Origin of the sequence: Thermoflexibacter ruber, assembly GCF_900113045.1 — a bacterium.
Classification (GTDB): Bacteria; Bacteroidota; Bacteroidia; order Cytophagales; family Thermoflexibacteraceae; genus Thermoflexibacter; species Thermoflexibacter ruber.
Map to the genome: position 1 here is coordinate 104,149 of NZ_FONY01000001.1, position 25,151 is coordinate 129,299.

Consider the following 25,151-nt stretch of genomic DNA (forward strand, 5'->3'; position numbering starts at 1 on the left):
TTTTACAAGTTAAACACATTTATCTTGATGAATATAGCTTTTGTAGGTAACTATGAAGAAAATGCCGTTAATGGAGTCGTTGTTTCTGCTTATATGCAAGCAAAAATACTTGTTAGCTTAGGTCATAAAGTGTATTTTTATTTTCGTTCTCCACGAGCTTTTATAGAAACGAACAAAGATAACATTACGAAGAGAGGTTTTGAGGGACAGACTCTTTTTACCTTTCTCCCCAATATTTATCGTTTTCTCCAACAAAATCCTGATAAAATTGATATTTTTCATATACACAGTGTTTTTATTCCGCTCAATAAACTTTTTGCTTTTTGCTTCAAAAGACTTCATTACAAGTATGTGATTACGCCTCACGGTGGCTATGACCCCAATATCCTCAAAAGAGATTGGCTCAAAAAACAAGTCTATTACTTTTTCTTTGAAAAATCTTTGATTGGCAATGCCAATGCCATTTTTTGTGTTGCCGAAAAGGAAAAATTGAGCATAGAGAAATTGAGTTATAAAGGATTGGTTTTTACTATTCCTAATCCAATTGATTTAGAAAATGATTGGATAGATTCTACCCATTATACTGATTCACAATCACTTCAAGAGAAGTACATTGTGTATATGGGACGTTACGATATGCAACACAAAGGCTTAGATACTCTGCTCAAAATATTTAAAGCAATAGAAGAAAAGCAAGTCAATTTATCACTGCACTTATACGGCATGGGAGAGGATTTAGTAAATTTGAAGTGTATAATTCAAGACTTGCAACTGCGTAAGGTATTTCTCCATAACCCTGCTTTTGGGGAGGAAAAATTAAATGTTTTTCAAAACGCTACCGCTTATATTCAAAATTCGCGATGGGAAGCCTTTGGCATATCTATCTTTGAGGCAGCAAGTGCGGGGCTTCCTTTGATAGTTTCCGAAGGAGTATATATGAAAGATTTTATCTCGAGGCATGGTATAGGCATTGTTTTAGAAAATAACATAGGTAAAGCCGCAGACCAAATCATCAAGTTTTGTGCTGATACAGACAAATTAAAGGAGATTAGCCACAGAATCAGAGGAGTAGTAGAAAATCATATGTCGGCTCGTGTAGTAGGGAAATTATTAGAGCATGCTTATTCAGAAGCAATCAAAAAGTACTGAAAATCAAGTATTTATAAAATTTATAAACAGGTGGATTGAATTTTCCACCTACCTTTCCACCCTCTTTCCGCCTCTCTGCATAGGAATAATCACACACGCCGAGTATATTTTTGCCTCATGTTTCACACAAAAAAGAAAAATAATATGAACACAAAAAATTCAACTTCAGGACTGTTGTTTGGCTTAGCCATTTTTGTCGGATTAATGCCGCTGACATTTACATTTTCCACAGAAAATACACAACTACTGCTGGACACCTCTTTTAAATATGCCGTTTGGGCTGGGCAGACATGTATTTTGATTTTACTACTTCTGACCAAGCACAACCTAAGCAAAAACCAACTTATTGCTTTGGCAGTGCTTTATCTTGTTGTGCCTTTTACCTTTATTTTCAATGAAAGTGGGGCTTATTTTCTAATCCTGAACAAGTACACAAGCTCTATTCTTTCGTGGGCAGTAGCAAGTGTATTAATTGGCAAATTGCTATTTTTACAAAAATTGAAAGAACATTCTAATCTTTAGACTATGTTTAGAAAATAGCGAGCCATTTTTTGAAAAATACGAAAAGGCTGTTCTGAACACCTTAGGCATGGAATCTTGGTAGAAAATACACATGCTCCATTTCTTGAAAAGCCCCTATGGGGCTTTTATTTTTGCCATTTATGAAAAATCAATGCCTTAAATTTCTAAACACTTTATCATTTTTGTAATTTTTTCTTTATTGATAAATTTTTACCCTCCAATTTTTTGAAATTCATGCTTTTTTGGATAACTTGTATAGTTTTTTCCTGAACCTATTACCCAGAAAAATACTATCAACAAAGGAGGAACTCGATATGAGCATCAGAGTCGGAAGGTGGGACTGTCCCGCTTGCGGGCATAAAGCAAATTTAGGACCCTCGACACATTGCGAAAGTTGCGGCGCACCTCGCGACCAAAAGGTAAAGTTTTATCTTTTGGACGATGAGGGCGAGGTAAAAAATGAACAAAAGATTAGGGAGGCTAAATCGGGCGCGGATTGGGAGTGCAACTATTGCGGTGCAGAGAACAAAGCAATTAACTCTGCGTGCAAATCTTGTGGCAATGCACGCGACCACCATGACAAAAATAGGGAGCAGAAAGTCATTTACAACCAAGATAGCGTAGAATACCACGAGGAGCGCTTGCGTAAGCAGTATGCAAGCGAAGAGGAAATGATAGAAGCATTGCTTAAAAAGCACAAAAATTCAGGGCAGGAAGCTAAAAAAAAGTCGTGGAAAGGCACTGTTATCTTTCTGATGTTTGCTGCGATTATTGGTTTCTTGGGCTGGTACTACCTCATTCGTACCGAGAAGTTCACAGTTACAGTCGACAAGCACCTTTGGGTGTATTCTTTGCAAGTGCAGCAGTACAAAAAAGTAACCGAAAGCAGTTTCGACGTACCCGATGGTGCTAAGGTCATAAACAGTGAATTACATTTCCATCACTACGACCAAGTACCCAATGGAACGATAGCAAAAACAAGGCAAGTAAAAGTACAAACAGGGACTAAGAAAGTAAAAGTAGGGGTAAAAGACTTGGGGAATGGTTACTTCGAGGATGTATATAAAGACGAACCCGTATATGGTTATAAGACGGAAACCTACCATGAGGTACAATACAAACAAGTACCCGTCAAGAAGCGTTACTATACCTATGAGGTCATGAAGTGGGTAGATGTGGGCAAACGCGATACCTTGCAAGGTTACGACCTCAACCCGCGTTACCCCGACACTAAACTTCCTAACCAAGAAAACTGGAGAGAGGTAGATAAAATGGAAAACTTCTACCTCGTTGTAAAAGACCATACGGGCAAATCTTACACTACTCCCGTCAATTATCAGTTTTGGAAAAAAATCAAGGACGGCGAGCAGATGGAAGCAAAACGCAACAAAATTGGCAATATGTGGTTAGACGATGAGTAAAAAATCAAAAATAAAAGATAAGTCCATAAAAAGACAAAGGGAATTTTCACTGTTAAAAAGGTAGTTTATAGAAACTAATACATTGATTATCACTTCTTAACACCTCTCTTGAGTGGGGTGCGCCACAGGTCAAATATTTGTTGAAACTTACAAAAATTGAAAGAACATTCTAATCTTTAAAAAGGAAGATGACCGCAAAACGCAAACAAGAATTGCTCATCGCATTGAGTATTTTCTTGGCACTATGCTCTATTGGATTTTCATTTGATGGAACTGCTTTCTTGTGGTTTTGGCAGATGTACCCCATCATTGCTGTATTTCTGCTCTTGTTTGCGTTTTTTGCAGTTAGGTATTGGCTAAAACTCGAAATACAAAAGCAACGGCAAAATATCCTCGCAGCATACACTCAAAACCTTGAAGCCAGAGAGCAAAATAATTTCACTCATTTGCTTTCGCCAAGAGAAATAGAAGTATTAGTACTGATAAAGGAGGGACTGAGCAACAAAGAAATTGCTGAGAAGCTCTTTATTTCTCTTTCTACAGTAAAAACGCATATCAATAACATTTACAAGATTTTGGAAGTAAAAAATAGGCGGGAAGCGATTGAAAAAATGAATGAGAAATGAAAAGGGTGCAAGTTTTTAGCAAGCATTTCTAAATAAGATAGTTAAAAATGTTATTTTGAGATTTTCAGGTATCTTTGAAAGTAAATTACCTTCATAGAATAAAAGCAATACAGAGTGATTTTTAAAGGGGAGAGAAAGTCCGCTTTTTATTTTCTTTAAGCAAATTTACAATATTTATTTACTTTATACATAATTATTAAATTTACTTGTTTCTTTGCATTGCATTTTTGTATCTTTGTGAAAATAAAAATAGTTGAATCGTTACATTTCAAACTATTTGACTTTCAAAACTATTTAACCATTGATTGATAAAAATGCAAGAGGTAATCTATAACGAAGACAGCATCAAATCCTTAGATTGGCGTGAGCATATTCGCTTGCGCCCAGGCATGTATATTGGCAAACTTGGCGACGGCTCGGCGGCAGATGACGGGATTTATGTCTTGGTCAAGGAAATTTTGGATAATAGCATTGACGAACACGCTATGGGCTACGGCAAGCAGATTCGTATAGATATTCACGAAGGGCGAGTTACGGTGCGCGACTACGGGCGTGGGATTCCTTTGGGCAAGGTAATAGACTGCGTGTCAAAGATTAACACAGGAGGAAAGTACGACTCTAAGGCTTTCCAAAAATCAGTGGGCTTGAACGGCGTGGGTACAAAAGCGGTGAATGCCCTTTCTTCTTATTTCAGGGTACAATCTTTTCGCGAGGGAGAAAGCAAAACTGCTGAGTTCCAATTTGGGAACTTGCTCAAAGACCACCCCATAGAAAAAACAACAGAAAAAAACGGCACACTCATCATTTTTGAGCCTGACGATGCCATTTTTAGGAATTATCGCTTTATTCCTGAGTTTCTTGAAGACCAGATTTGGAACTATGCTTTCTTGAACTCAGGTTTGAAAATCTATTTCAATGGCAACGAATACTATTCTGCCAAAGGCTTAGCTGACCTCTTGGGACGAAAAACCAACGAAGACAATCGCCGCTACCCTATTATTCATCTCAAAGGAGAGGACATAGAGGTAGCTATCACACACACCGACCAATACGGCGAGGAGTATTACTCTTTTGTCAATGGACAATACACTACACAAGGAGGTACGCACTTAGCCGCCTTCAAAGAGGCACTTGTCAAGACAGTCAGAGAATTTTATAATAAAAACTATGAGCCTGCCGATGTGCGCATGGGCATTGCCGCCGCAGTAAGTATAAGGGTACAAGAGCCTGTGTTCGAATCGCAAACCAAAACCAAATTAGGCTCTATTAATATCGCTCCCGAGGGACAGTCGATTCGCTCTTTTGTCAATGACTTTTTGAAAAAGCAATTGGACGACTATTTGCATAAAAACCCTCAGACTGCCAAAGCTTTAGAGGAAAGAATCCAACAGTCTGAGAAAGAGCGTAAAGACATCGCAGGCATACAAAAATTAGCCAATGAAAAGGCAAAAAAAGCCAATCTGCACAATAAAAAACTCAGAGATTGCCGTATCCACTATACTGATGTAAAAAATGAAAAACGCTATGAAAGTACGCTTTTCATTACCGAAGGCGACTCGGCAAGTGGTAGTATTACCAAATCCAGAAATGTAGAAACACAAGCCGTATTTAGTTTGAGAGGTAAGCCCTTGAACTGCTTTGGTTTAACTAAAAAAGTGGTCTATGAAAACGACGAGTTCAACCTCTTGCAACACGCCTTAGACATAGAAGATGGCTTAGAAAAGTTGCGTTATAACCGCATTGTGTTGGCGACTGATGCTGATGTGGACGGTATGCACATTCGCTTGCTAATGCTGACTTTTTTCTTGCAATATTTCCCAGATATAGTCCGCAATGGACACTTGTATATCCTTGAAACTCCCCTGTTTAGAGTGAGAAATAAGCAAAAAACTATCTACTGCTACTCAGAAGAAGAAAAACAACAAGCTATTAAAAAGTTAGGAGGGAAGCCAGAGATTACACGCTTTAAAGGATTAGGCGAGATTTCTCCTGATGAATTTGGTAAGTTTATTGGCGAAGATATGCGTTTAGAACCCGTGATGCTCCGAAAAGAAACACATATCAGCAAGCTACTTTCTTATTACATGGGTAAAAATACACCTGAACGTCAGCAGTTTATCATTGAGAACTTGAAAATAGAAAAAGATATAGTAGAAAATGCCCTAACAGAAGTGCCTGTATTGGAAATGGTAGGAGTCTAACAATTACAAAATCGCGCTACTTATGCCCTTGCCTATTGACCAATTTATTGATAATAACTACTTCAACTCTTACTTTGTCGAGTATGAGATGCCTAAGTATTTCCAAGGGGGAGAGCCTGAAACTGCCTTTGAAAATATCAAAGCGATGTACCATGCCTTAGACTTGGCAGACCTTACTGAAGCCCAATTGGAGCAGGAGTTTATCAAAAAAGTCTTAGAAAACTTGGGCTATTCTTTTGCTTATCAAGTTAATAAGAAAGTCTTTGGAAAAAACTACAAGCCTGACTTTGCCCTGTTTGAAAGCGAGGAGATAAAAAATGCACACTACAAAGACGACAAAGCAAGCAATGAGAACATCTTGGCACTTTGTGAGAGCAAGGCGTATCCCGTGGCTTTGGATAATAAAAAAACAAATGAAGACAACCCTCATTTTCAGTTGATTAGGTATTTGAAAGATTTGAATTTGGGCTATGGGTTTTTGACCAATGGGCGTTTGTGGCGTTTTTATGATGTAAAAATTCAAAACAAAGATAAAATTTTTTATCAGATTGATTTACAGTGGATTATAGAAAACAACCAAATAGAAGCCTTCCATTATTTTTATTATATTTTTCATAAAAACTATCTTTTACAACTCGTAAAACCTTTACCAGAAACTCAACAAGCCAACTTTGAGGAACTGAGCAAAGGGTATATCTTGCAAGTAGAAAACGACTTGAAAGAATTGATTTACGGAGATAATTCTATCATAGAGAAAATAGGGCAAAACCTCTTTGCAAAGTATCAACATCAATACTCCATTCGGGAGATTTACGCTAACTCTTTGTTTTTTGCCTTCCGCTTGCTTTTCATTGCCTACTTTGAAAATAAATTTTCTCAGATTCTTTTCGGGCAGCACAAAAACTACAAATACTATTCTCTTCGCAGTATCCTGAAAAAATTAGAAAGTAACAAATTTGATAGTGAAGATTTTGAAGCATGGAATGACCTCAAAACCCTTTTCCAATATTTGGACAAAGGCAATCCTGATTTGAGAATTCCTTTGCTGGACGGGGGATTGTTTGCGGAGGCGAAAGCCCCCTTGCTCGCGATGCCTTTGGTACTCAATAACCAAGAACTCTACCAGATACTCAGCCAACTACTATACCACCAAGACGCAAAGGCGTGGCGCGACTTCAAAACGCTTTCTGTTACTCACATCGGCAATATTTACGAGGGGCTGCTCGAGTCCGAGTTCAGACCTGCCTTTGAGCCTACTTACTACTTGGTCTATCAGCAAGGGAAAAACCTAAGCGAAGGTTACTTTGATAGTTATGATTACCAACGACTTAAAAGCGATAAGAAAGTAAAAATACTTACTGAAAGAACTTATCATCGCAACGAAATCTATCTTTCCAACCAGTCCAATACCCGCAAAACTACGGCTTCGTATTATACGCCTTCTGACATTACCAAATTTATGGTTACAGAAGCGATAGAAAAGGCATTGGTGCAGAAAGAAAGCATTTTGGACATCAGGATAATGGACAATGCTTGCGGGAGCGGACATTTTCTAATTGAATGTTTGTATGTACTTACCGAAAAGGCGATTCAAAGGCTCTTGGAAGGGAAAGACGAAAAGCTAAACCGAACCCTGCAAACAGAGCGGAAAATCATAGAGCAGGGTTTGGTCGGGGTACTCAAAAACATAGAACTTGATGAGTACACACTGCTGAGGCGTATCTTGCTCAAAAAAATCATCTTTGGCGTAGATTTGAACAGCTTTGCTATCGAGCTTACTCGCCTTTCCCTTTGGCTCGATACCTTCATCTTGGGTACGCCTTTGAGCTTCATAGAGCATCACATCAAGCAAGGGAACGCACTGATAGGAGGTACGAAAAAAGAATTGTTTGATAACTTAACCGACCCGCATGACCTTTTTGCTACTCAATTGAGGGATAAAATAAAAAAACTCATAGAGCAGCTTAATGTGCTGAGCGAACTCAAAGACTCTACCGCCCAAGAAATAGAAAAGTCTAAGCAGATTTACAAGGACATAGAGCCTGCCTTGGAGCAACTCAATTTAGCCATCAACTTTCATACGTATCGCCGTTTTGTTCCTATTTTGTTTGACAAAGAAAAAGCAAAGGAAAAGCAAATAGAATTGCAAAACGCATTAACAGGCTTTGAAAAGGCTATTTTCAAAGGAGAGAACCACGCACTAATCCAAGAAATCAGCCAAACAGCCCAAAAGTTTAGTTTCTTTAACTACGAAATAGAATTTGCCGAAGTTTTCCAAAATGGACACGCAGGTTTTGACATGATTATAGGCAATCCGCCTTGGGACAAGACCAAGTTTGACGACAAAGACTTTTTCCCTATGTGGCGCAGTTCGTACCGCACCATGAAACAGTCTGAAAAAGAGGAAGTAAGGATTACCGTCTTGGACTACAAAGGCGTAAAGGAAGAATACGAAGCCAAAAAAGATTTTATTACGCAAAGCAACGAATATTTCAAAGCACACTACCCCTATAATGCAGGCGTAGGCGACAACAACCTATTTCGCTTCTTTATAGAGCATAATTTAAGATTGCTTGCTAAAAATGGCTCTCTCACCTATGTAACGCCTTCTGCATGGATATACGAGGACAGTTCGCTTACGCTCCGCAAGCACATTTTTAAGAATTATCATTTGCATTTTTTCTATCAGTTTGAAAACAGAAAGGGCATTTTCCCTGATGTGGATAGTCGCTATAAATTTGCGATTTTTCAAATTACCATTAGCCCCGCTCAAACCCTCCCCAAAGGAGAGGACTTAGAGGGTAGGCATCTCCCTGTTCGCTTTATGCAAACGGATACAGATATACTCTACCGCAACGGTGGGAAAGATGAAATCCTGCACTACCCTATGGCAGACATTGTAGAGCTTTCTCCTGAGCATTGGGCTTTGTTTGAGGTCAGGACTGCACAAGATTTGGAGATTATCCGCAAGTGTTACCAAAAATTTGAGCCTATTTCTCCTGAATTTATAGATTTTAGGAATGAAATACACATGACTGCCGATAGAGATATTTTCAAAGAAAAGCCCGACGATTTGGTGCTTTACGAAGGCAAAATGATACATCAGTTTGATAGCAAGTTTGGAGAGGCACAGTATTGGGTAAACAAAGAAGATTTTGAGAATAGGCTGATAGACACAGAGATAAGCCGTCTCGTAAGTGATATTTATCCGCAAATTCCCATAAAAAATGGCAAGGATAACCAGCGTGCCTTTGTGATGAAATACTTAGACATGAGCTACGAAGACCTGAGGAAAGCAGTGATTTTTGACACTGAATTTCCAAGATTGGTATTTAGAGGAATAGCAGGAGGTACAAATGAACGCACGCTAATTTCTACAATTTTGCCTCCTCATCAAACCTTTGGACATTCTATGTTTGCGCATATTCCAAAACAGTATGTATTAGAAGGTAAAAATATCAAAGTAAGAGCCATTCCCATAGAACGTGTGCTGTTCGTCAATGCTGTATTCAATGCTTTGGTAGTAGATTTTCTTATTCGTTTTTTGGTGGATATGAATGTAGTCAAGTCTATCGTCATGCGTTTGCCTATTCCTCAGCCAAGTGATGAGGAACTGTTGGAAAATGAGGTGTATCAAAAACTCATCATCAATGCTTGGAAGCTCAACGTGGCGAACAATCCTCAGTTGAAAGAAAGTTTAAACCCGCAAGGTTTTAAAAACCTTGCGGGTTTGAGTGGGGCAGCAATAGAACTTCCCAAAACCGACAAGCAAAAAACCTTTTTGCAGATAGAAATAGACTGTTTGGTCGCTCAGCTTTACGACATTACGCATGAGGAGTTAGCGCACCTGACCAGCCCTACGTATTTCAAAGTGTTGAATGAAAAAAACAAGGCGTATGTGAGTGCTTTGTTAGAAACTTACCAAACCTATCAGCAAGCAAGATGAAAAAACTTTTGCCTTCTTTTTACTTGAACCCTGACGTAGTAGAGGTCGCTAAGCAACTCTTGGGCAAATATCTCTGCACGGATTTTGGAGAGGGGCTGACCATAGGCAAAATCGTAGAAACCGAAGCCTACTGCGGGGCTACCGACAAAGCCTGTCATGCCCATTTCAAAAGGACAAGACGAAATTCTATCATGTTTGCCAGAGGTGGGGTGGCTTATGTATATCTTTGCTATGGGGTACATCACCTTTTCAATGTAGTTACTAACCAAGAAGGTTTAGCCGATGCAGTGCTTATCAGAGGCATAGAACCCATCGAGGGCATAGAGTTGATGTTGAAAAGGCGAGGCTTCTCCCACTTGGCTCATTCGCTCACCGCAGGACCTGGGGCTATGTCCAAAGCCTTAGGCATTACGACCGACTACTACGGCACAGATTTGTGCGGTAACAAGATTTGGATAGCAGACGAAGGGATAGCTATTCCTGAAAATCAAATCATTGCCAGCCCAAGAGTAGGGGTAGCTTATGCGGAAGAAGATGCCCTGCTCCCTTGGCGATTCCGAATCAAAGGCAATCCTTGGAGCAGTAAAGCGAAATAAATTTACGATGCCTCCTTGCCACTATTCGCTTGTCAAATCCGTATCTATATATAGTAATGCTTTTCCTTTTTCAAAACTTTAACCCAATTTTTATCTATGAAAAACCTACAATATGCTTATTATCTGTCTCTCCTGCTCTTTTTAGGCTTGTCCGCCTGTGAGTTTAGAGTTACAGTAAACAATGTTTCCGAGTATGACCCTGTTTATATTAGCAAGAGCGAACTGCCAAACTCGGTGTTCTGGGCTAATACTTCTGTAGATTTGAAAGAAGTAGGGAAGATATACACTAAGGGTAATTTACTATTCATCAATGAATTGTATAAAGGGGTGCATGTTTTTGACAACAGCAATCCTGCCTCTCCTCAAAAGATAGGCTTTTTGCACATTGCGGGAAATGTGGATATTGCGATAAAAAATAACTTTTTGTATGCAGACAATGCCACCGACTTAGTAGTCGTGGATTTGAGCGAACTTCCTAACAAGGTCAGTGTAGTAGCACGCAACGAGGGCGTTTTTCCCCCTATGACTACTGCTCCTGATGGACGCATCGTCAGCAATCCTTTCAAAGATAAAGTCATTATGGCTTGGAAAAAAAGAGCTAAGTAAGAACCACCAAAAAAATTAGAAAACCATGAAAAATTTATATAATAAGTATTTGATAATCATTAGTTTATTTTTAAGCGTATGCTATTTGTGGTCATGCACCAAAGAGGGTTTTAGCGGCGAGGGGAGCAGTACAGGCAAAGGAGGTTCTTTGGCACGCTTTGCCATAGTAGGCAATCACCTCTACACCGTAGATAATACCAGCCTGAGAGTCTTTGACATCAATAACCCACAAAACCCACAATTTATTAAAAGGCAGGATTTAGGTTTTGGCATAGAAACGATTTTTCCCTACCAAGACAAATTGTTTTTAGGAGCGAATGCGGGCATGTATATCATAGACATCTCCTCCCCCCAATTTCCCCAAGTGCTGTCTATTTATCAGCACGTATTGAGTTGCGACCCTGTAGCCGTGCAAAATCAGTGCGCCTACGTAACGCTCAGGGACGGCACAAACTGTCGGCAGGGGCAGAACCTCTTAGAAGTCATAGACATTAGCAATCTGATAAGCCCCAAGTTGTTAGCGACTTATCCAATGGAAAATCCTAAGGGCTTAGGCGTAGATGGCTCGCAACTTTTTGTGTGCGACCAAGGATTGAAAGTATTTGAGATAGATATGTCAAAACCTTGGCAACTCAACCAACGCCAAAAACTCAACATTTCTAATGCGTATGACGTGATTCCTCTGGGAGGCAGGCTACTCCTGATAGGTTCAGATGGTTTGTACCAGTACAGCTACCGAGCCAGCCAGTTGGACTTCATCAGCAAGATTGCAGTAAAAAAATAGTTATTATAGCAAATTTATCTACATTTTCACTTATGAAAAACTTATTTTTTAGTTTAGTGTTTCTGGCGGTAAGATTAAACGCTTACTGCCAAGAGGCTACCTCTGAGAGTAGCCAAGGTATGCTAAACAATGTCATTACCTTTAATCTACTTCCCCTTTTTGCCAATGGCATGGAGTTCAACTATGAGAGATTCATCAAAGAAAGGCAATCTATCCGCTTTACTTTGGGCTATTATTTGGCAGAAAAACCGTACTTCTATACTTCCTTTGACGGGTTCAACGGTTTAAAAGTAGAAATCCAGCCTCGTTTTTATTTTGATGATTTAGTAAGGGGAAAAGGAAGATTGTACGCAAGTCCTTACCTCCAATACAAACACATCAATCTTTATAAAAATATTTCCTATTTGCTTTATGAAGGGAATCCACCCGTTGAAAAGCAAGTAAATGAAAGAGAAAACACCTTTGCAAGCGCAGGGGTAGTAGGCATCTTGGTTGGTTCGCAAAAAGTAGCTCGCCACTCTCGCTATGTACTCGATATTTATTTAGGCACAGGGCTACTGCTCCCCCTCAATGACTACCCAAGAAGCACCCCCTCGCTATTTTTGGTCAATCCTTACGAGCAGGGTTTTTTCTTTAAGACAGGACTATCTATGGGCTTTGCTTTTCATTGAGTAATTATGTAAGTTTGGTGAAAATCTCTCATGAGCTAATTTTAATGCTTTCTGCTATGCAAAAATTTTTAGTGTTTGTTTTTATCATATTGGTTCAGTTTGTCCAAGCACAGTCTATCAATATTCGTTTTTCGAGTGTTTATCAATTAGACCTTTCCGAAACCTCAAAAGCAAGCGTAGTAATTCCTTTGCAATTTGGAGAAATGGACTTCCCCCCACCCTACGAAACGCTCGCTGCAAAATTGGAATCAGCGGACAGTATTTTGATTAGAATGTATTATTCCAAGTATCCACAAACCGCAGACTATCAGGTAAATCAGCAAAAAATGCTCAATGATGGACGAGTAACAAATTTGTTGAAGCACTTACCTATCTTAAAGACAAAATATATTGATTTGGAAGTAATTAGGCAGGAAAACTGCAAGAATGAATCAGAGGCACGTCAGTTATTTCATGGCTTTTTGTTTTTTTATAAGGACAAAGAAAATGCAAATACTAAAACAAAATCCCCAACAGCTAAAGAAACCAAAGAAGAATTTTACAAGCAGTACAAGCACTTCAATATCAAAGAAATAGACAATGAATTTGCAAAGGAAATCAAGCGAATGTCTGTGGGCAGGGACTCAACTACCTATCATATTTTTGAGCGAAATTTTGCAGGTTTAGACAGTATAGTCATTATTGCGGATTGGACTTCGAGCATGTATCCCTATACGCTCCAACTGTTAGTCTGGCAAGTAAAACGCGCTACCAAAGCCAATTATGTAATAGGGTATGTCTTTTTTAACGATGGAGATACTACCCCTGACCGCGAGAAGAAAATAGGAAAAACAGGAGGCATATACGTAAGTAGGTCGGCAGATTTTGCTGAGGCACTTCAAAAAATGGAAGAGTGCAAAAAAAATGGCAATGGAGGAGGAGATATAGAAGAAAATGACGTAGAAGCATTGCTCAAAGCTACAGAGGAGTTCCCTTATGCCAAACATTTCATTATGATTGCTGATAATTTTGGCAAAATCAGAGATATAGAACTTCTGAATAAAATACAAAAACCTATACATGTCATCTTGGCAAGAGTGCCTAAGCCCAATATGATAACCACCGACTACGTCCAAGTTGCACTTCAGACTGGCGGTTCTTTGCATCTGAAAAACGATGACTTTTCTACCCCAGAGCAGTTAAAATCCTTGCTTGTTTGGCTAACACCCAATAACGGAAGCAAACAGAAAAAAAATAAGAAACAAGCAAATCATTAACCAATAATGCTAAGCACTAATCAAAATACTTACCATTTCCCCAATACCTACAAGCCCAAGCAATCCAAGTACTCCAATTAGGTCCTGTACTATGCCCGCCTGCATGTTGGCGAAATGCAATTTCCCCATTGACTAAGGGCGTACCCAAAGGAGGAAATTCTGCACTTTCTAAGCCTTTTTTCCCCAAGAGTTTGTAAACACCTCCAGCATGTACGCCTCCTAAAAACATTCCTTTGGCATCTACCCACTGCCCCTCTACGTGTGGAGAACCAGCACTGATAAACACAGGTCTGGGGGCGCAGAGGGCAACTAATTCGTGAGCATCTACGGGCATATCGTTGGGGGTAAGTATGCTTGCATATTTGATAAAATTACCACAGAACCAGTGATACTCAGCAGAAGAAGCCAGATTCTCTACCTGTTCTCCGAAAACTCTCCTCAAAATTTTGGCACCTCCCGCACCTGACGACCCTATGAAGCCCAAAGAAAAGCGAGGTTCGAAAGCCATAGCTACTAACGCAGCTTTTCCGTACCTTGACAGCCCTTCTATTGCTAAACGCTTTGCATCTACGTCTTTGTCCGTTTCCAAATAGTCTATGGCTCTGCTTGCGCCCCAAGCCCACGCACGCAAGGCACCCCAGTCGTCAGGTTTGCGAGGCTGCCCCTTATTGACCAAGCCAATAATCCCCTCGCTTAGCCCCGCCCCGCTATCCGCTTGAATACTGTTAGGTACAATGACAGCATATCCCCAACCTTTTGATAAAAGTTGTTCTTTCCACGTAGGTTCGCCTGCCGAGCCAAGCCCGATAGGGGTAATTGGAGGCATGTTGCCAAAAGGAGACCTAATAAAACCAAACTCTATCACCACAGGTACTGCCTCTTGCTGCTTAGCGGGTGTAACTAATACCATTTCTATTTCTACCTTGATTGACGGAAAAGCAGCGTTATCCACTACGCCTTTGAGCGTTTTTTCTTTCCCTAAAAAAATACCCACTATTGTATCTTTGACAGCTACGACCTGCCAACTTACCGAGGGAATATTTTGTGGTAAGCGGCCATAGATTTCTCTTTCGAAATCTTCCACAATCTCTGGTCGCCTCTGTTCCCACCAAGTTTTGGCATCTTTTACTTTTTTCCCATTTTTGAGTAGCAAAGGGTCTGGCAAAGTGTACGAATTGACTTTACTTTCTTCTCTATTAGCAGCATTAGGAGCGTCTGGATTGCCAGAGGGCCCGGGACGATTAGGCACGGTAAGTCCCAACTGCTTTCGCATCTGTTCGAAATCTGCTTGCGTTTTTCTTTGCATGCGTGCAAAAAGACTGTCTTGTTCTGGAGTTCGCTGGAATTGGGCTTGGGCAAAGTGAAACAAAAAAATACTTAAACTGACGATACAGATTATGTTTTTCATTTTTATACTCAAAAAATTAAGACAATAAATAAACAAGTTCAATGCACTCAACTATTCCATTTCATAAACTTTTTTCAAATCCTCCATATAATGTTTTACTATCGCAACGTCCTCTTCTGTAGCATATTTTTTGATTTGTTCTAAGTACTGTTGCATACTGTTTTTACTTTGGGAAAGTGAACTATTCATTAGCTCGCGGGCTTGCTCTAACTGTTTTTTAGCCTCTTCGGTCAAATTTGGGTCTTTAAGCGCTTCTTCTAAACTCTTTTCACTTTCACTTTTGGCTTTGTCATAGTCTATATTTTTTATCTCCTCTCCGCTCTGAAAGCTAACCATAGACCAAACTACTTTGGTATGAACAGCTACAAATTCATTGATATTCTTGAACCCTGTTTCCTTTACCAAAGATTCTATCTGACTGTATTGGTAGAGTGAACTGATAGCATTGGCATTGTTATCGATTTCTTGCCCTTTCTCTTTCAAGACCTTGATAGCATTGATGTATTTTTTCATCAAGTCGTCATTCAACTTGATTTTGACTATGGCTTCTTCTGACATCGGATTGTCGGCGATTTCCTCCTGAGCGGCTTCTGTTCCTTCATTTTTGCTACCACAAGAGGCTAATACTAACAAGCATATTAGCAAGAACATGCACATTTGTAAGTTTTTCATAAGTAAAAATATTAGAAGTAGTTAATAATTTATTGTCCAAATGCTACCTTAGCCTCCCTATTGGGAAACTTTACTGCGCTATTCTATCTACCTCTACAAATATATGTTTTTTTGGTGAAATTTTTGTTCTATACAAGTTTAATTTCTACCTAATTTTTACGATTTTGCGACTTTACCCTTTGTCACTTTTATGACTATCCAGAAAACAAATGCTCAAATACAACTGTATCAAAATGAGTACAGCATTTTGAATGAATCTAAGCATCTCCTTGCTCAAAAAGATGTATCGGAAGAGGTGATGAGAAAGGCGTATGCACTGCTGGTTACAAGGTATGAAAGCCTCTTGGAAGAGGTGAGGATTCATACGAAAGTAGGCGATAAGCTACAATCGAAACTCTATGACATGAACGAGGAGTTGGAAGCAGCAAAGGCAAATCTGGAAAAAATAGTAGAAGAACGCACCCAAGAACTCAAACAAGCCAATATAGAACTGCTTGCTATTAACGAAGAATTGGACAGTTTTGTGTATAGAGCCGCACATGACATCAGAGGGCCGTTGGCTACATTGTTAGGTTTGTGCAATTTAGCTAAAATGGAAATTGAAGACACTTATTCTTTATTTTATTTTGACTTAATTTTAAAGACAACCAAGCGTTTAGACAATATCCTCTCAAAATTGATGATTATTAACAAGCTGAAGAATACATTTGTTTCCCCTCAACAGTTTCGTATTCAAACACTTATCAATGAAGTCATCAACCAATATGCCTACAAGAATGAGATTTTTATTGGGGTTCGCTTTGAAGTCTTTGTCGTAGATGATTTTGATTTATATTTAGACAAAAATATCCTTGAAATATTGCTTTACAATCTACTTGAGAATGCCGCCTACACACTGACAACCCCTGTTAATGAGCGAATTGACCCAGAAATAATACAAATTAAAACAGTACTAAAACAAACTCATTTTGAGATTTTTGTGAGCCATAAAGGGCATGAAATTCCTTTGGAAGCGAGTGATAAAATTTTTAATATGTTTTATCGCTACGAACACTCAGAAAATACAGGACTGAAACTTTATACCGCAAAGCGAGCTACTGAAAAGCTCAAAGGACGTATCTGGCTGGTAGATTCTACCAAAGAGCTGACTACTTTTGGGGTTGCCTTACCTTTGAGTTTAGCTATTTGATACCCATTTTTTTTCCTCCTCACTTAGTCCATACAAGTCAAATATCCTCTCATCTATCTCCCTTTCCAATTGGCTGGTGTCTTGCCCTTGCTTTTTCTTAGTTAAAATCTGCTCTACCAAATCAACAAAGAGAACTTGCTCTGCGGCAGAGAGTTGGGGAATAGGGATTTGTTTTAAATAAGTTGGGTTAAGACTTACTTCTGTATGATTCTTCTTATAGTAGAAATTGGCAGTACTTGAATTTAAAACGGCTAAAAGAAATTTTAAATCATAGTCTTGAGTTTTTAGAATAACTCCACAAAGATTATCTTTGTAATAATAGCCTTGATTATCATAAGTTGCTATTATTCTTGTTTTTAATGTAGGATTTCTATGCCTTTGAATTAAAATTTTTTCATTTTCATAAAACTTAGGATGATTAGCTGTATATAACCAACTACCAAACTTAACGTAAAGTCCATTCCAAGTCAGTGAATACTTACCAATACAGTTTCCTCTATCTAAAAAGGGCTTCCAAGTTTCGTCTTGGGGTTCAGTGCTTATGTAAGGATTCAGCAAGCTCTGCTCCCTTTTATTGTAAGGGATAAGCCCTTGACTAATCTCTGTGATAGAACCTAACAAAATAGATTTGGATAATAATTTTTCAATGATTACTTTTTCATTGCTATCTATATGAATATCAAATATATAATTTTTATTTTTAAACCAATCATTCGGATTTTTATAAAAGAGTTTTTTGTAATTAATGATTCTCAAATCCTTTTCTTTTTCGTTAGAAGCATCTGTAATTTTGACTTCTTTTATTGGATTAAAATTGTTCAAGGAAACTATACAAGTATCTACATTTGCTTTGGGGAATACATCTCTTCCAAGATTTGTAATAAACTCAATATGAGTTTTATTGAGTAAAAAATGACGTAACTTGGAGAATGTATCTGTATTAAGCCAAGTATTTGGAACAATCATATTGAGCCAGCCTTCTTTGTATAACAAATGTGTGCCCCGCTCTATGAAAAATACAAATGGGTCTATTTTATATTCACTTGTTTCAAATAATTCGTCAAAAAACTTTTTTAGGCGAGACAGATAATCTCTACTATACGGGGGATTACCCACCACAAAGTCAAAGCCTTCAAAATCACCGTCTTCGTTTAGCACTTCGGGAAACTCAAACCGCCACTCAAAAGCCTTGCCATAGACCGTTTGCAGTTTCTCTTCGTGTTTTTTTCTCAGTGCTTCTACCTCCTGAGTCAATTTCTGGGTATTTTCTATCCAAGTTTCCTGCTCTTTTCTGTCAAAAAACAAGGGCATTTCACCTAACTGTGCTTCTTTTTCTTTGAGCAACTGATAGTCTTTGTCATAGGGGTTTGCCGTAGTAGAAAATAGCTTTTTGATATTGGCTATCTCCTTTTCAGCATTTTGCTTGGTTTGTGGGTCTGTGGTATTTTTGTAGATGATGACCTGTTCCTTGTATTTTTGAGTAGCTAAGCGTAGTTTCTGCCTTGCACCATTGGCTAATTTTTGGTACTTGTCGTCAAGGGCAAAGCGGCTAATGAGCGAATTGCCTACCTTGATATTGATGTCTATGTTGGGCAGGGTCTCGAGTTCGGTGTATCGGAAACCTTTGGGCGTAGGCTCGGCTTGGTAATAGGCATTTTTCAATAACTCTATCCAAAGTCTTAAACGGCAGATTTTGACAGAGTTAGGGTTGATATCCACTCCAAACAAGCAGTTTTCTATCAGTGTTTTTTTCTCATGGAAAAGCGTTTCTTGAATAACTTGGTAATAAGGTTTTTGAGTAAAGTTTTGAGGCGGTTTTCTGTATGCGTGTTCCTCGTTTAACTGCAAGTTTTTAACCCTCAATTCATCATTTTGTATTTCTATTTGCAAAAAGCCTAAAAGCATATTTTCAGGACTTGCAATGATTTGAAGTTCTGATTTACAAGCAATTAATTCGTTCAAAGCAGCAACTAAAAAGTGTCCTGAACCAACTGCGGGGTCGCAAATTTTAATGCTATTAAAAACTTGATTGTATAGCCTTAACCTGTCTGATTTATAATTGTCCTTAGACAAAAACATCTTCAAATCTTCGAAGCTATCTCCTTCAAAACCAATATTTGCCTGTTTGAACTTCTGCACTACGACTTTTCTAATCGTTTCTCTACACATATACATCGTGATAAAACTTGGAGTAAAAAACGAGCCTTCCTTGTAGCCGTTGAGCTGCTCGAAGACCAAGCCCAAGACAGCAGAGTTAATAAGGTCTTTGCTTTCCTCTTGGATTTTATTTTTTTCTGTTTTGGCAAAATCAAAAGCCCCCAAAAAATCAAATAAGTATTCCAATGCCCGCTTTTTACCCGTCAGCCTTTTTCCATTTTTTTTCAGTACAGTTTGACTATAGAGCGGTATCTCCAGTCTATTTTTTAACTGATTGATTTTTAATACTTTTTCTTCTAATTCTATTTCCTCGAACAGAGAACTGTTCAGGTAAGGAATTTCTCCAAATTTCTCGCTGACTACCTTGTTTCGCTCGTGCTTTTTTACTGCTAAAACTTCAAAAAATAGTTCGTGCAGTTCGTCAAAATCTTTGATTTGGGTGGTGTGCAAAAACCTTACCTTGCTCAAATCCACAGGATTAGCACTTTTCCCTTGCTCTTTTTCATTTATCACCTGCTCGTTGATTTTGTAGGTAAGTAGCTGACCTTCTAAAAGTTTTAAAAACAAAATCCGATTGAGCCAAGTGATACAAAGCGAAATCGCAATTTCTTCTAACTGCTCTTGGGGCGTATCTCCGTATTCGCTCAGGTTAGGCAAGTGTTGCCATTTTTTGTCCAAACTTATTATGTAAAGGACATTTTCCATCATACTTCCCTCGCTTCTTTCGCTTTCTTTTTGGATTCGCTTGATAAGTTTCTTGCCCCCTTGCGATTTGTCTATAACCTCCTCCAAGCCCAAAATGTGCAGTAACTCATTGTAAAAAGGCTGATTAAGCGTATTGGCATCGTTGCTCAAAGGGAGTTTGAGCAGGTGAGCAGGAGAAAGCACCTTCCACAGATGCTCAAAAACAAGGTCTTGTTCATCGTCAGGTGGGAGGGCGGCGACTTGCTGGTAGTCTTTGAGGTTAAAATAGGTAACTTTTAGGTTATCATCAACTTGGCTGAGTATTTTAGCCAATTCTGTATAAAAAAAAGGATTGTCCTTGCCTTGTTCTTTTTTGCTTTTGTAAAGTTTTTTTATTTCTGTATTTCTATAAAAAGCCTTGTCAAACCCATTTTCATCAAAAATAAACCACTCATACAAATTAGTGATAATGAGATACTTGATTTCTATATTGTCTTTTTCTTCTCTCTCCTCAAAGTAGTCCAGAATCAACTCATGCAGGGCTTTTGCATTGGGTTTTTCTGCACTAAACATCTCTGCCTTATTGCTTGGCTTTTTTGCTTCTATGATTACCCCTACGGCATCTTTGACCGACTTGCCGTTGTGAATGACCAAATCTTTGCGATTTTTGGTATTTACCTCATAGTCAGTCTTGTAAAAAACAGTTTTCAAAAAATCAGCAGTAATATTTTTAAAGTGTTCCTCCGATTCGTTTTCATCAATCCTGCTAAAAAGCCTGCCCAATTCGCTTTTGAGCAAGTCGATTTCTCGGCGGACTAAGTAATGCGCCTGATAGATTTCACTAATAGATTGCTGAGGAGTAAGGACTTCTACTGTCAAGTGTTAAATGAGTTTGGTTTTTATTTTCAAATTTAGTGAAAAGTTCTTAACACCTGCCAAAGGTTTACTTTTCTTCTTTATTAAACCGTCTGAGCTTTCGTCTTGAAAATTGCTCTATAGTCTTACTTTTCTGAAATGATAATTTTGCATTTTTATTATAAATGTACTAACTTTGATTTGTTTTTATTTTTTCAAGATTTCATCAACACTTTGCAGGTTCAGCCGAGAGGCTGATGAAAAAGGAATCGTGTGCAAATCGCGAGCTGTCCCGCAACTGTAAGTAACACACCAAAGGCTTTTGCCCTTGCGTACCATTGCTCAAAATGTTTTGAGTGAGAAGGTCGGCAGAAGCCGTTACGAGCCAGGAGACTTGCCTACAAAGGATTGACAAATGCCCTCGTGGATTGGGGCGGAGAGTCAGGTCTGATGAGTAGTGTTTCGTATTTTGCCTATACAGGTAAAATGTGTTCCTATTCGTTTATGACTTTTATTCTACATTTCCCAAAACACGAGTGCATTGCGAAGTTTTTGAAAAGTATTTTTCAAACCTTTTAAAAACACAAAAAAGCAATGCAAAATCACAACTTAGGCTATCCGAGGATTGGTAGCCAACGTGAACTTAAAAAAGCCTGCGAAGCCTATTGGACAGGAAAAATCTTGCTAAACGAACTGCTTGAAACTGCCAAAAAAATCAGAACACAAAACTGGCAAACGCAACAAACGGCAGGTATAGAGCTAATTCCTGTCAATGATTTTTCTTTCTACGACCAAGTGCTGGATATGTCCTTGCTCTTAGGCAATATCCCAGACAGGTATCAGCCTCTACGTTCCACCCAATCAAATTTAGATTTGTATTTTGCGATGGCTCGCGGCTATCAGAGAGATGGCTACGACCTTACCGCTATGGAAATGACCAAGTGGTTTGATACCAACTACCATTACATTGTCCCTGAATTTAAAAAAAATCAAACTTTTCAAGTTTTTGGAACAAAAGTTTTTGAGGAATTTGCCGAAGCCAAAAATTTGGGATTTAATGCCAAACCTGTACTGATTGGGGCAGTTTCTTATCTACTTTTAGGAAAAGAGAAAGATAAAGGCTTCTCAAAATTGGATGTGATAGACCAACTACTGCCTGTTTATATTGAAATCTTACAAAAATTGCAGGTACAAGGGGCTGTTTGGGTACAGATAGACGAACCTTATCTGGCTATGGACTTAACAGACAAAGAACGTCAAGTTTTTGTTCAAGTCTATACCGAAATCAAAAAACAAGTGCCTCAGCTTAAAATCATTTTAGCTAATTATTTTGATTGCTATGGCGATAATTTAGCCACTGCCTTACAACTGCCTTTGGAGGTCTTGCACTTAGATTTGGTGCGTTGTCCTTCTCAATTAGACGATATTTTGACACACAAAAATTTAGACTCGCAAATTCTTTCTTTGGGGATAGTTGATGGCAGAAATATTTGGAAAAATGATTTTGAGCAATCTTTACAAGTCATTCAAAAAGCAGTAGATAAGCTGGGTAAGGAAAGAGTCTGGATTGCCCCTTCGTGTTCCTTGCTTCATAGCCCCTATGATTTAGACTTTGAGCAAAAACTTAATCCTGAAATCAAGCAGTGGTTAGCTTTTGCCAAGCAAAAGTTGAATGAGGTAGTTACGCTCACAAAACTTGCTAAAGGCGAAAAAACGCCTGAGTTGGAAAAAGCCCTGCAAGAAAACATACAAGCTCATCAAAATCGTAAAACCTCAACGCTCATTCACAATCCGAAAGTAAAAGAAAGATTGCAAGGAATTTGCGAAGAGGATTTTTCTCGTCAATCGTCATTTGTGGTGCGTCAGGCTTTGCAAAAAAAGCGTTTCAAGCTGCCTTTATTCCCAACTACTACGATAGGCTCATTTCCACAAACTACTGATGTGCGACAGCTTAGGGCAAGATGGAAAAAAGGTGAACTCACACAAGCCCAATACGAAGCCGAGATTGAAAAAGCTACTTTGGAGGCTATTAGTTGGCAGGAAGAGGTGGGCTTAGATGTCTTGGTACACGGTGAATTTGAACGCAATGATATGGTAGAGTACTTTGGCGAACTTTTAGAGGGCTTTGCTTTTACTGAAAATGGCTGGGTGCAAAGTTATGGCAGCCGTTGTGTAAAACCACCAATTATTTTTGGTGATGTAGCACGTAATAAAGACCTTTCGGTGCGTTGGAGTAGTTTTGCCCAGAAACATACAAAAAAACTGATGAAAGGAATGCTTACAGGTCCTGTAACTATTTTGCAGTGGTCTTTTGTTCGCAACGACCAAGCTCGTAAAGAAACTGCCTTCCAAATTGCCCTTGCTATTCGCGACGAGGTCATAGCTTTGGAGCAAGCAGGAATTCAGGTTATTCAGATTGATGAGCCAGCTATACGAGAAGGGCTGCCATTAGGCAAAAAAGATTGGACAACGTACTTGGATTGGGCTGTGAAAGCGTTTCGCCTTGCAGCAAGTGGTGTGAAAGATGAAACACAAATACATACGCATATGTGTTATTCGGAGTTCAACGATATTATAGAGCATATCGCCGCTATGGACGCTGATGTCATCACAATAGAAACATCTCGCTCAGCAATGGAATTGCTCAATGCTTTTACGGCATTCAAGTACCCAAACGAAATTGGTCCCGGTGTATATGACATACACTCGCCTCGCGTGCCAAGCGTAGCCGAAATTAAGCAGTTGCTCAATAAAGCTACCGAAGTTTTGCCTTTAGAAAATATCTGGGTAAATCCTGATTGTGGCTTGAAAACTCGCCGTTGGGAAGAAACAAAACTTGCCCTGCAAAATATGGTACAGGCTGCCCAAGAGTTGCGTGAAGAAGTAAGTGCGGTAAAGGTATAAAAGATGCGCAAATCTCCGTAAGAGTTTTGCTCTTATGGAGATTGCCAAGTTTTAGCAATCATCGAAGGTTTAAATTTTTCAAGAAATGCCACAACACGAAATCAAGGTATGTCCGCGATGCCAAGCCGAATTTGAGTGCAAATTGGGTAGTATCCATTTGTGTCAATGTACAGCTGTTCGGCTTGATGAGAGCGATAGAACTTACATTCGTGAAAAATATGAGGATTGCTTGTGTTTGGCGTGTATGATTGCCTTGAAAAATGAGCGTAAGCAAAAAGCCTTTGAAAGAAAAATTAGGTATTTTTTCAATTTTATGAACTTCAAATAGTCTGAACAATGAGTAAGAAAAACTTAGATAGAATGATGTGTTTAGATGTTTTTCTGATGAGTTTGTCTTTAGAGGAACGTCGGGCTTTACAAGCCTACATATTCTCCAGCACTACATCAAAACATATTTTAGAATGTTTTGATGTAGCTTCGCTTAGTTGGCAAGTGAGGTTAGATGACAATAGAGATAGGCAATATTTACAGAAAATTGCTCTGCAAATGCAATGGCAGAATAATCTTAATGAAATATTGCAAAAGCCCTATGAGGCTCTTGTTCTGACCAATGCCGAGAGAGTAATTTTGTGGGTCAATAAAGGTTTTGAAACAATGACAGGCTATCGGACTTGCGAAGTGCTCGGCAAAAGACCAAGTTTTTTACAAGGAAAAAATACTGACCCAAATACACGTTTGCAATTCAGGCAAAAATTGCAAGAAGGTAAAAACTTTGATTTAACGATTGTCAATTACAGGAAAAATGGGGAGGAGTATTTTTGCAGAGTAGAAATTCACCCATTAACCAGTCCACTTGGTCAAATTTCACATTATTTAGCCTTAGAACAAGAAATATAATGAGCAAAGAAAGCTTAGATTTAGCCCAAAAAATAAAAGCATCTGAAACACGTGTTTTCAAGGTAGTTTTTCCTAATACTACTAACCACTATGATACCCTTTTTGGCGGAATGGCGATGTATCTGATGGACGAGGTTGCCTTTATTACGGCTACCCGTTTTTGTCGAAAAAAAGTTGTTACGGTATCATCAGGTAAGATAGATTTTAAGCAGCCCATTCCTGCCGACACCATAATAGAGTTAATAGGTAAAATAACGAGAGTTGGTAAAACGAGCTTAGATGTAGAGGTAGAGATTATGGTAGAAGAAATGTACAACGATACTCGCAAGCAAGCAATCAAAGGGATTTTTACCTTCGTTGCGATTGACGAGAACAAAAAGCCTGTGTCGGTTTTGTAGAAAGCTAATCTGTGTTTTATCTGTAAAATCAGTATTATCCGTGTTCCATAATTAATAACTACTTACTATGAATAAACCATCTAAGACTGAAAAGTAGTCAAATCATAAAACTCTATTTAAAATTTAACGCAAAAAACAAGGTGGTTTTCAAGATTGCTAAGTAAAAAACGGCATAATTACTTTATTGTGAAATTAATGCTAATTTGCAG

At 38.7% G+C, this 25,151-nt stretch carries 19 protein-coding genes and 1 riboswitch; of the genes, 16 read left to right on the forward strand and 3 right to left on the reverse strand.

The window, feature by feature from the left end; all coding sequences use genetic code 11:
• Nucleotides 1-27: 27 nt before the first annotated feature.
• The 11 genes from BM141_RS00390 to BM141_RS00440 all read left to right on the forward strand — a co-directional run bounded on the left by BM141_RS00390 (nucleotide 28) and on the right by BM141_RS00440 (nucleotide 13,778).
• The gene (locus BM141_RS00390) at nucleotides 28-1,149 is read left to right on the forward strand and encodes a glycosyltransferase family 4 protein (RefSeq protein ID WP_091538246.1); all 1,122 of its coding nucleotides are present in this window, start codon (nucleotides 28-30) and stop codon (nucleotides 1,147-1,149) included.
• 144 nt (nucleotides 1,150-1,293) lie between these two features.
• On the forward strand, nucleotides 1,294-1,671 hold the full coding sequence (locus tag BM141_RS00395) for a hypothetical protein (RefSeq protein ID WP_091538248.1): 378 nt from the start codon (nucleotides 1,294-1,296) through the stop codon (nucleotides 1,669-1,671).
• A gap of 314 nt (nucleotides 1,672-1,985) precedes the next feature.
• Nucleotides 1,986-3,092, forward strand: a complete 1,107-nt coding sequence (locus BM141_RS00400) for a zinc finger Ran-binding domain-containing protein (RefSeq protein WP_091538250.1) — start codon at nucleotides 1,986-1,988, stop codon at nucleotides 3,090-3,092.
• 188 nt (nucleotides 3,093-3,280) lie between these two features.
• Nucleotides 3,281-3,718: a response regulator transcription factor gene (locus tag BM141_RS00405; RefSeq protein WP_177217217.1), complete on the forward strand. Its 438-nt coding sequence runs from the start codon at nucleotides 3,281-3,283 to the stop codon at nucleotides 3,716-3,718.
• A gap of 314 nt (nucleotides 3,719-4,032) precedes the next feature.
• Complete coding sequence (locus BM141_RS00410) at nucleotides 4,033-5,919, forward strand: DNA topoisomerase IV subunit B (protein ID WP_091538252.1); 1,887 nt, start codon at nucleotides 4,033-4,035, stop codon at nucleotides 5,917-5,919.
• A gap of 22 nt (nucleotides 5,920-5,941) precedes the next feature.
• Nucleotides 5,942-9,865: an Eco57I restriction-modification methylase domain-containing protein gene (locus BM141_RS00415; RefSeq protein WP_091538253.1), complete on the forward strand. Its 3,924-nt coding sequence runs from the start codon at nucleotides 5,942-5,944 to the stop codon at nucleotides 9,863-9,865.
• Complete coding sequence (locus tag BM141_RS00420; protein WP_091538256.1) at nucleotides 9,862-10,461, forward strand: DNA-3-methyladenine glycosylase; 600 nt, start codon at nucleotides 9,862-9,864, stop codon at nucleotides 10,459-10,461. Before BM141_RS00415 ends, BM141_RS00420 begins: the two co-directional genes overlap by 4 nt.
• A gap of 96 nt (nucleotides 10,462-10,557) precedes the next feature.
• Entirely contained in the window at nucleotides 10,558-11,067 is a 510-nt protein-coding gene (locus BM141_RS00425; protein WP_091538259.1) for an LVIVD repeat-containing protein, read from the forward strand.
• A gap of 25 nt (nucleotides 11,068-11,092) precedes the next feature.
• On the forward strand, nucleotides 11,093-11,851 hold the full coding sequence (locus BM141_RS00430) for an LVIVD repeat-containing protein (RefSeq protein ID WP_143090728.1): 759 nt from the start codon (nucleotides 11,093-11,095) through the stop codon (nucleotides 11,849-11,851).
• A gap of 32 nt (nucleotides 11,852-11,883) precedes the next feature.
• Complete coding sequence (locus BM141_RS00435) at nucleotides 11,884-12,522, forward strand: hypothetical protein (RefSeq protein ID WP_091538263.1); 639 nt, start codon at nucleotides 11,884-11,886, stop codon at nucleotides 12,520-12,522.
• A 56-nt stretch (nucleotides 12,523-12,578) separates the two neighbouring features.
• Nucleotides 12,579-13,778: a hypothetical protein gene (locus BM141_RS00440; protein WP_143090729.1), complete on the forward strand. Its 1,200-nt coding sequence runs from the start codon at nucleotides 12,579-12,581 to the stop codon at nucleotides 13,776-13,778.
• Between the two features lie 16 nt (nucleotides 13,779-13,794).
• Here the strand turns inward: BM141_RS00440 and BM141_RS00445 are convergent, their stop codons facing one another.
• Together BM141_RS00445 and BM141_RS00450 are read right to left on the reverse strand one after the other, a co-directional pair.
• Nucleotides 13,795-15,186 (reverse strand): alpha/beta hydrolase family protein, encoded by a 1,392-nt coding sequence (locus tag BM141_RS00445; RefSeq protein ID WP_091538267.1) that lies wholly within the window; start codon nucleotides 15,184-15,186, stop codon nucleotides 13,795-13,797.
• Nucleotides 15,187-15,237: 51 nt separating this feature from the next.
• Nucleotides 15,238-15,858, reverse strand: a complete 621-nt coding sequence (locus BM141_RS00450) for a hypothetical protein (RefSeq protein ID WP_143090730.1) — start codon at nucleotides 15,856-15,858, stop codon at nucleotides 15,238-15,240.
• Between the two features lie 190 nt (nucleotides 15,859-16,048).
• Between BM141_RS00450 and BM141_RS00455 the strand changes: the two genes are divergently transcribed.
• Complete coding sequence (locus BM141_RS00455; protein ID WP_091538271.1) at nucleotides 16,049-17,047, forward strand: sensor histidine kinase; 999 nt, start codon at nucleotides 16,049-16,051, stop codon at nucleotides 17,045-17,047.
• On the opposite strand, the gene BM141_RS00460 is transcribed toward BM141_RS00455, so the two are convergent.
• Entirely contained in the window at nucleotides 17,036-20,767 is a 3,732-nt protein-coding gene (locus BM141_RS00460) for a DUF7149 domain-containing protein (RefSeq protein WP_091538273.1), read from the reverse strand. The two genes, BM141_RS00455 and BM141_RS00460, sit on opposite strands and share 12 nt — an antisense overlap.
• Nucleotides 20,768-20,964: 197 nt before the next feature.
• Nucleotides 20,965-21,159: riboswitch (cobalamin riboswitch) on the forward strand.
• A gap of 178 nt (nucleotides 21,160-21,337) precedes the next feature.
• Between BM141_RS00460 and metE the strand changes: the two genes are divergently transcribed.
• The 4 genes from metE to BM141_RS00480 all read left to right on the forward strand — a co-directional run bounded on the left by metE (nucleotide 21,338) and on the right by BM141_RS00480 (nucleotide 24,942).
• The gene (metE, locus tag BM141_RS00465; RefSeq protein ID WP_091538274.1) at nucleotides 21,338-23,647 is read left to right on the forward strand and encodes a 5-methyltetrahydropteroyltriglutamate--homocysteine S-methyltransferase; all 2,310 of its coding nucleotides are present in this window, start codon (nucleotides 21,338-21,340) and stop codon (nucleotides 23,645-23,647) included.
• A gap of 85 nt (nucleotides 23,648-23,732) precedes the next feature.
• Nucleotides 23,733-23,975 carry a cysteine-rich CWC family protein gene (locus tag BM141_RS00470; protein ID WP_091538277.1) on the forward strand — a complete coding sequence of 81 codons (243 nt, stop codon included), beginning with the start codon at nucleotides 23,733-23,735 and terminating at the stop codon, nucleotides 23,973-23,975.
• An 8-nt stretch (nucleotides 23,976-23,983) separates the two neighbouring features.
• Nucleotides 23,984-24,544 (forward strand): PAS domain-containing protein, encoded by a 561-nt coding sequence (locus tag BM141_RS00475; protein ID WP_091538279.1) that lies wholly within the window; start codon nucleotides 23,984-23,986, stop codon nucleotides 24,542-24,544.
• Entirely contained in the window at nucleotides 24,544-24,942 is a 399-nt protein-coding gene (locus BM141_RS00480; RefSeq protein WP_091538281.1) for an acyl-CoA thioesterase, read from the forward strand. Before BM141_RS00475 ends, BM141_RS00480 begins: the two co-directional genes overlap by 1 nt.
• The last annotated feature ends 209 nt before the right edge of the window (nucleotides 24,943-25,151 follow it).